The 7,045-nt window shown below is 29.9% G+C and carries 7 protein-coding genes; all 7 read right to left on the bottom strand.

Annotated elements, in window-relative coordinates; all coding sequences use genetic code 11:
- Window positions 1-759: GTP-binding protein (locus tag SVN78_01240; GenBank protein MDY6820231.1), on the bottom strand; the 759-nt coding region annotated here is incomplete at its 3' end.
- A gap of 102 nt (window positions 760-861) precedes the next feature.
- Entirely contained in the window at window positions 862-1,860 is a 999-nt protein-coding gene (gene tsaD, locus SVN78_01235) for a tRNA (adenosine(37)-N6)-threonylcarbamoyltransferase complex transferase subunit TsaD (GenBank protein ID MDY6820230.1), read from the bottom strand.
- Window positions 1,861-1,862: 2 nt separating this feature from the next.
- Complete coding sequence (locus SVN78_01230) at window positions 1,863-2,999, bottom strand: divergent polysaccharide deacetylase family protein (GenBank protein ID MDY6820229.1); 1,137 nt, start codon at window positions 2,997-2,999, stop codon at window positions 1,863-1,865.
- A complete protein-coding gene (locus SVN78_01225) occupies window positions 2,968-4,263 on the bottom strand; it encodes a S41 family peptidase (protein ID MDY6820228.1) in 1,296 nt (431 codons plus the stop codon). The genes SVN78_01230 and SVN78_01225 overlap by 32 nt, the downstream gene beginning before the upstream one ends.
- Complete coding sequence (locus SVN78_01220) at window positions 4,264-5,409, bottom strand: peptidoglycan DD-metalloendopeptidase family protein (protein MDY6820227.1); 1,146 nt, start codon at window positions 5,407-5,409, stop codon at window positions 4,264-4,266.
- The gene (locus tag SVN78_01215; GenBank protein MDY6820226.1) at window positions 5,402-6,298 is read right to left on the bottom strand and encodes a permease-like cell division protein FtsX; all 897 of its coding nucleotides are present in this window, start codon (window positions 6,296-6,298) and stop codon (window positions 5,402-5,404) included. Before SVN78_01215 ends, SVN78_01220 begins: the two co-directional genes overlap by 8 nt.
- The gene (locus SVN78_01210; GenBank protein MDY6820225.1) at window positions 6,273-6,962 is read right to left on the bottom strand and encodes an ATP-binding cassette domain-containing protein; all 690 of its coding nucleotides are present in this window, start codon (window positions 6,960-6,962) and stop codon (window positions 6,273-6,275) included. The genes SVN78_01215 and SVN78_01210 overlap by 26 nt, the downstream gene beginning before the upstream one ends.
- Window positions 6,963-7,045: the final 83 nt, after the last annotated feature.

The raw sequence follows: 7,045 nt of genomic DNA, 5'->3' as shown, positions 1-7,045 counted from the left end.
AACAAATTTCTTGCTTATTGTTCCTTCCCTAATGCCACTAATTAGCTCTTGTTTACTTATATCCTCACCTTCTAGATACTTCTCTAAAAGACTATCCTCTGCCTCACAAATTGTTTCAACGAGCTTTGTCCTAAATTCCTCATAACTCTTCCTATATTCCTTTGGTATATCCTCTTTCTTGTACTCAGCTATACCTTCTTTCTCATAAATTAAAGCACATTCATTAACTAAATCTATTACACCTTTAAAGCTATCTTCTTTACCTATTGGCAACATTAAAGGAACTACTTTAACACCAAAACTCTTTTCGATATCTGCAATAGCCCTATAGAAATCAGCTCTTTCTTTATCCATTTTATTTACAAAAATTAATCTTGAAAGGTCAAATTCCTCTGAATATTCCCAAACCCTTTCAGTCTCTGCCTTTATACCACTTATTGCACTAGCAATAAGAACAGAACCACCTACAACTGATAATGCAATTTTAGTTTCATGCAGAAAATTCCCATAACCTGGAGTATCAACTATATTTAATAAGAATTTATTATATTCTATTGTACACACTTTAGAATTTATGGACATCTTCTTATTAATCTCAACTGGATCGAAATCCATGACAGATGAAGAATTGTCTACAGATCCCAATCTATCGGTTAACTTTGCATTATACAGTATTGCCTCTATAAGGCTTGTTTTGCCAGCACCCCCATGTGATATAAAAGCAACATTCCTTATTTCCTCTAATTTAGGCTCAGACATAGGCAATCCTCCGTGAACTTATTTTAAAATTTTATCAAATAAATAATATACTTTCAATAAAAAAGGGTTCGAGCTTTACTCTACAATATTAACGTTTTATCTTTAATATGCCAATGTATTTTGCAATTTATCATAGGCACTACTAGAGAGCCCTAAAAATATTCTCTTGTTTCTTAATTTATAAGCAGCATAGACAATCATTTGTGCATTATCTGTACATAGACTTATAGATGGGATATATAACTTAATACCTTTTATTTTATTTAAAAGATATTCTCTTATATATCTATTGGAAGCCACACCGCCAGCAATAACAAGTTTATCGATATTATGCAATCTGTTGTTAATTTCTATTTTGTCAGCCAAAGTCTCTGCAACTGTATATTGAAATGAAGCTGCAATATCTTCTGCAGAATAGCTATTTTGGTTTACTAACAATTTAACAAATGTTTTCAAACCGCTAAAACTAAAATTTGGACTATTTCTTAAAGCTATAGGCATTTTAATTCTATGGGGATCTCCTTTCTTTGCCAATTCTTCAATTTGGGGCCCTCCTGGATAATCTAAATCTAACATTTTTGCTACTTTATCAAAAGCCTCTCCCAATGCATCATCAATGGTTTTTGCTAAAAGTCTCATATTATATGCTCTATCAATTTCAAATAAATGGGTATGCCCACCTGAAATAATAAGTGAATAATAAGGAGCCTTCAAATTTTTATACTCTAATTCTGCAGAAATAGAATGTCCAAATAGATGGTTAATACCTATTACTGGGATTTTTAAGGCAAAAGCTATTGCTTTTGCAAAGGCTACACCAGTAAAAAGTGCACCTATCAAACCTGGTCCATTTGTAACCCCAATTAAATCAATATCTTTAAGCGTCAGTCCTGCATCTTTCAATAACGAATTCAAAATAGGCTCTAATTTTATTAAGTGATTTCTTGAAGCAATCTCTGGGACAACCCCGCCAAATGGCAAATGATGATTAATCTGTGACTCTATTTTTGAAAACATCCTATCTTTCTTAAAGGCTGAACTTATACAATAAATGGCTATTGAAGTTTCATCACAAGATGTTTCTATCCCAAGTATATTCATAATTACAAGATATCCTTAACAAACATAAACTTTATACCTTTTTTTTCATAATGAGGTAGTGCCTCTACTAAAGCATCTACTGTGTGTTTTCTTACATGTCCAATTATTATAATTTTTTTCTTTTCAACTGCAATTTTATAAGCTTTTTCAAGTTTATCTAAAACATAACTTTTATTGTTTTCGTTATCAATAAATAAACTATTGTAGCCACAGATTTGCATTACACTTCTACATACATCATAGGCCACACTTTTATTTGATGTTCTACTGTCAATAAATATATCTGTATATCTACTCAAACTTTTTAGCAAAAGTGTGACCCTATCTCTGTTTTCAGTAAATTTCGAACCCATATGATTGTTTGCGCCATCAATCTCACCAATCCTCTCTACATCCTTATTTATTATTACATCTATAAGCCCTGTTGGAGTATTGAGCAAAACAGCACCCTTACCAGGATAAATCTTTGGATAACCATAAGGCTCTAAAGGAAGATGCAAGAAAACACCCTTGCCTGCTTGCCTTAATAAATCTGCTGATTCTTTATCATAAGGTGAAAAGGGCAAAATAGATACTGTTATTGGATAGGGCAACCTGGCAACCCTCTTAATAAGCTCTATGTTATACCCACCATCATCTAATATTATTGCAATTCTTCCTAATACTTTTACTTTTTCTTTTTCTTTAACAGATTTTTCTTTTACTTTATGAGGAGATATACCTTCTATCTTAAAATTGATAGCAACTATAATATTACCTTTACTTGCTTTAATACCTTTAGCCTTTCCTGTATTGTAATTATTACTATTTAATAATTTTTTTAATGATTCCTTTAATAGTCTATATTTATCTTCGTTAACTGAAATATTATAAGTAATAAGAGTCTTGTCGCCCTCTTCTTTTAAATTATAGGCAATAATATTGTCTTCACTTAAATTATGCTCAAATAATGTAAGCCTTATATTTCTATCAATCTCATTAACTTCATCTCTTGCAAACTGTTCGTTTTCCTTTCTTATTGCACTATAAATATAAAAAATAGAAAGCGCTAAAAAAGCTAATAATATAAAAGTTAAAAAGATTGCTAGCTTATTATCATTTTTTTTTCTATTTGCCCTCTTTCTCTGCTTTTGCGCCATGCTCAATAAATCCTTCTAATATTTGCAATGCTACACTTAGCTGTAAATCATTATAAAGGTCCTCATCAATGCTATCTTTTTTCTTTTCAATACCTTCCAATTTTTCACTACTTCCTATTATATGTCTACTAAGGGATCGTTCAGTTAAAAAGCCACTCGTATTATCTACTACAATCTTGCCAGATGGTATATAAACATTTGGATCTATTCCAACACTTTGTATAGATGTGCCACTAGGGGTGTAATAAAGTGCTGTTGTTAATTTAATAGCTGATTCATCAGGCATAGGGATAAGTGTTTGTACTGAGGCTTTTCCAAAGGTCTTTGTGCCAACCACCAAAGCCCTTCTATGATCTTTCAAAGCACCAGCAACAATCTCAGAGGCTGATGCGCTCCCATTATTAACTAACACAACCATAGGTTTGTCTAATTCTTTATAGCTAACCTTTTCTGTTTTAAAATGTTGCTCAGTTTTATTTCTATCTTTTGTAAAAACAACAGTTTTCCCATTTTGAAGAAATATACTTGCCACTCTAATGGCTTCATTTAAAAGACCACCAGGGTTATTTCTCATATCTAAGATAATCCCATTTATATCATTATTTTTCTGGATATCTTTTAGAGCATCTATTATCTCATTTGCTGAACCCTGTTGAAATTGGGTTAGTTTAATATAAGCTGTATCATTATACACGTCACTCTTCACTGATTTTATCTTTATAATCTCTCTCTCTAATTCTACTTCAAAAGGCTTATTTTCTCCTTCCCTAAAAATAGTAAGCCTAACCTTTGTTCCTGGTTTTCCCCTCATCATTTTTACTGCTTCATCTAATGTTAACCCACTTGTTGCTGTATCATTTATTTTAACTATTATATCCCCCGCCTTTAATCCTGCTCTTGAAGCAGGGGTATCCTCAATGGGAGCTATAATTGTTAATAGACTATCTCTAATACTTATTGTTATCCCCAATCCACCAAACTCCCCTTTAGTTTCAATCTTAAACTCTTTATAAACTTTTGGTGTTAAAAAAGACGAATGAGGGTCAAGCTCAGTTAGCATCCCCTGTATAGCCCCATATACTAGCTCTTTTAAATCTACATCCTCAACATAATTATTTTCTATAATACTTATTGCTTTTGATAGAATATCTAACTGCTTATATGCGTCTTCTTTTTCTGCAAACACACATGATGGTACTACAATGGTAATAAATACGGCATATACAACAATAATATGCACAAGTCTAGCCTTTAACAAATTCATTTAAACCTCCTTTTTTAACCATTCTAAAGGATCTAATGGTTTATTTTTTCTTCTTATTTCAAAGTAAATATATGAATTATCAATAGAACCTTCAATATTAACTTTACCAATAGTCTCGTTAGTATCAACAATTTCATCCATTTGAACGCCGATTAAATCTATATTTGCATATACTGTATAAAAGTCATTATTATGTGAAATTATAACTATATTTCCAAAGCCTTTAATCCAATTTATATACTTGACTCTTCCCTTGTAAACAGCCTTTACTTCACTACCCTTCTCTATAGATATTCTAATTCCATTACTATACAATACACCTTTATTTGCCTTATCTTTTATAACCTTACCATTAACGGGCCATGAAAGTTTCCCCTTCATAGCTTGTATATTAGAGGAATCAACACTATTATCATTTTCACCAATATGGCTTATTTTCTCTTCAATTTCATTTTTCCTCTTTTCTAAAACCTCTATATATCTTCTTTTTAAAGAGGTATCCTCTTTTAATATAGCAAGAGAGTGCTCATATCTTACTTTCTCATCTTTATAATCAACTAACATATTGTTCTTATTATTTTTAATATTTAGAAATTTTTTTCTTTTTAAGTTTAGTTCATTTAACTTTCTTTCATAATCCCTTTTAGTTTTTTCATACTTTAAAGTCATTTTATATGCAAAATCATTCATATAGTCTATAATATCAAGATTTTTAAGTATTTGGTGATAATCATTGGTAAATAGAAGGGCTTTTACTCTAAGCATCTGTGAATTATTCAATATATAAATATTATTAAGTATAATATCCTCTTTATAAGAATCTAAACGGGATTCTAATTCATTTAATTCCTCTTTTAACTTATATATATCCTCTTGAAGTTTTCTTTGCTCTATATTTAATTTGGCAATACTCTTTTTCAATAATAATAATTTGTCTTCAATTGTTGTAATATACTCTGCAATTCGTTTTTTACTATCCCTTATCGTTTCTAATTCTCTTCTTTGCTGTTCAATCTCCCTATTAATCCTTTCATAATCGTAAGAAAATGTTTTTCCGGTTTCATCACAAAAAGAAATACCATTTTGAAACAATAAGAAGAGAATAATAAAATAAAAATATTTTGTATAATTTAAAAATTCACTCATTATATTCCTCAACATTATCTAAAAATACCCCAAGGCTATAAGAACTTGAAAAGATTGCTATAAATAAAACTACAAATAATAAACACAATACAACACTTAAAGGAGGGAAACTTAAAATATTAATTCCAATTGAACGCAATACTTCTACATCTAAAATATAGAATATTAAATATGCTGAGCTGTATGATACAACAAAGCCAATAAAAATCTCCAATAATGTACACACAATATATGGCACGACAATAAAAGACCTGGTAGCACCAACTAAATTGTATACCATCACCTCCATTTTTCGTTTGGCTAAATTTATTTTTATTGTATTATAAATTATTGAAGCAATAGATATAGATATTAAAACAGATAAAATAAATATAAAAAGATGAATACCAAATTTTATAGTTAAGAAATTGAGAACCCATTTCTCACCATAGGAGGTTGCTTTAAATACATCATATTTATTTAGTATATTTTGAAACTCTTTAACATAATCTATATCTGTATATTTATCTTTTAGACTGATCTCTAAAAAGGATGGATATAATGTCTTTGGCATATCAGCTATTTCATTGGCTGGTCCTTCAAATTGTTTTTTCATATACCTATATGTATCATCTTTGCTGTAATAAGTAATATTCTTAACGGCATCTAGTTTTTCTAAATTTTTAATAATTGCTTTTGCCTCTTCTTCTTTCCCTTCTTTAATAAAAGCCCTTATAGTTTGAACCTCTGATAGTCTTTTTAGAAAATTATTAGAAGAGTAACCTAAAATAAACAAAACATTATAAATAAAAAGTATTGTTGTAATTGTTGTAATTGTGACAACATTGATTGCAACATTTCTTTTAAATAAAAAAAGACCCTTCTTAATTAGAAATATTAGCTTCTTCATTACCTAGCATTGAGTCAAAAACAAGTCTTCCATTTTTTAACTCCAATATTCTAGCAGGATATTTTTCTATTAATGTAGTATCATGGGTTGCAAAGATAACAGTTTTTTCCTTAAAAAATTCCTTTATAATTGCAATTAATCTATCAGCCTTTTTTTCATCTAAATTCCCTGTTGGCTCATCAAGTAATATTATAGGAGGATCATTTATAAGAGCCCTTGCTATTGCAACCCTTTGTTTCTCACCGCCAGACAAGTGCTTTACCAAGATGTTCCTCTTTGTATATAATTCTAGTTTCTTCAGGATAGACTCTACATATATACTAATATCTTTTTTGGACATATAGAATATCTCTAGTGCATATGATAGATTCTGAAAAACACTTTGATCATATATAAGCTTAAAATCTTGATAAACAACACCTACATTCCTTCTTAAATAAGGAATGCTCCTACTAGAAATCCTACTGATATCTTTATTGGAAACACATATCACACCCTCACTAGGATGCAAATCACAGTAAATTAGCTTTAACAGCGTTGTTTTGCCAGCGCCACTGGGCCCTGTTATGTACACAAATTCTCCCTTTCTTATGTGCATTGATATATTATCTAATGCCCTTTTTTTCCCCGTATATATTACAGAAACATTATAAAACTTAACCATTTGATATATTTATAAGATAACTTTTATTATTTTACAATAGATTACTATTGTAATACTAATTTTTTTTTATAAACTAATTATGC

The sequence above is a fragment of the Deferribacterota bacterium genome (genome assembly GCA_034189185.1).
Lineage (GTDB): Bacteria > Chrysiogenota > Deferribacteres > Deferribacterales > UBA228 > UBA228.
This window is presented reverse-complemented; position numbering and strand designations above follow the sequence as displayed.

What these genes read in the sequence shown, in the direction of transcription:
- SVN78_01230 (MDY6820229.1), bottom strand. Translation starts at nt 2,999, where the DNA reads ATGGCGCAAAAGCAGAGAAAGAGGGCAAATAGAAAAAAAAATGATAAT.
- SVN78_01210 (MDY6820225.1), bottom strand. Translation starts at nt 6,962, where the DNA reads ATGGTTAAGTTTTATAATGTTTCTGTAATATATACGGGGAAAAAAAGG.
- tsaD (MDY6820230.1), bottom strand. Translation starts at nt 1,860, where the DNA reads ATGAATATACTTGGGATAGAAACATCTTGTGATGAAACTTCAATAGCC.
- SVN78_01220 (MDY6820227.1), bottom strand. Translation starts at nt 5,409, where the DNA reads ATGAGTGAATTTTTAAATTATACAAAATATTTTTATTTTATTATTCTC.
- SVN78_01215 (MDY6820226.1), bottom strand. Translation starts at nt 6,298, where the DNA reads ATGAAGAAGCTAATATTTCTAATTAAGAAGGGTCTTTTTTTATTTAAA.
- SVN78_01225 (MDY6820228.1), bottom strand. Translation starts at nt 4,263, where the DNA reads ATGAATTTGTTAAAGGCTAGACTTGTGCATATTATTGTTGTATATGCC.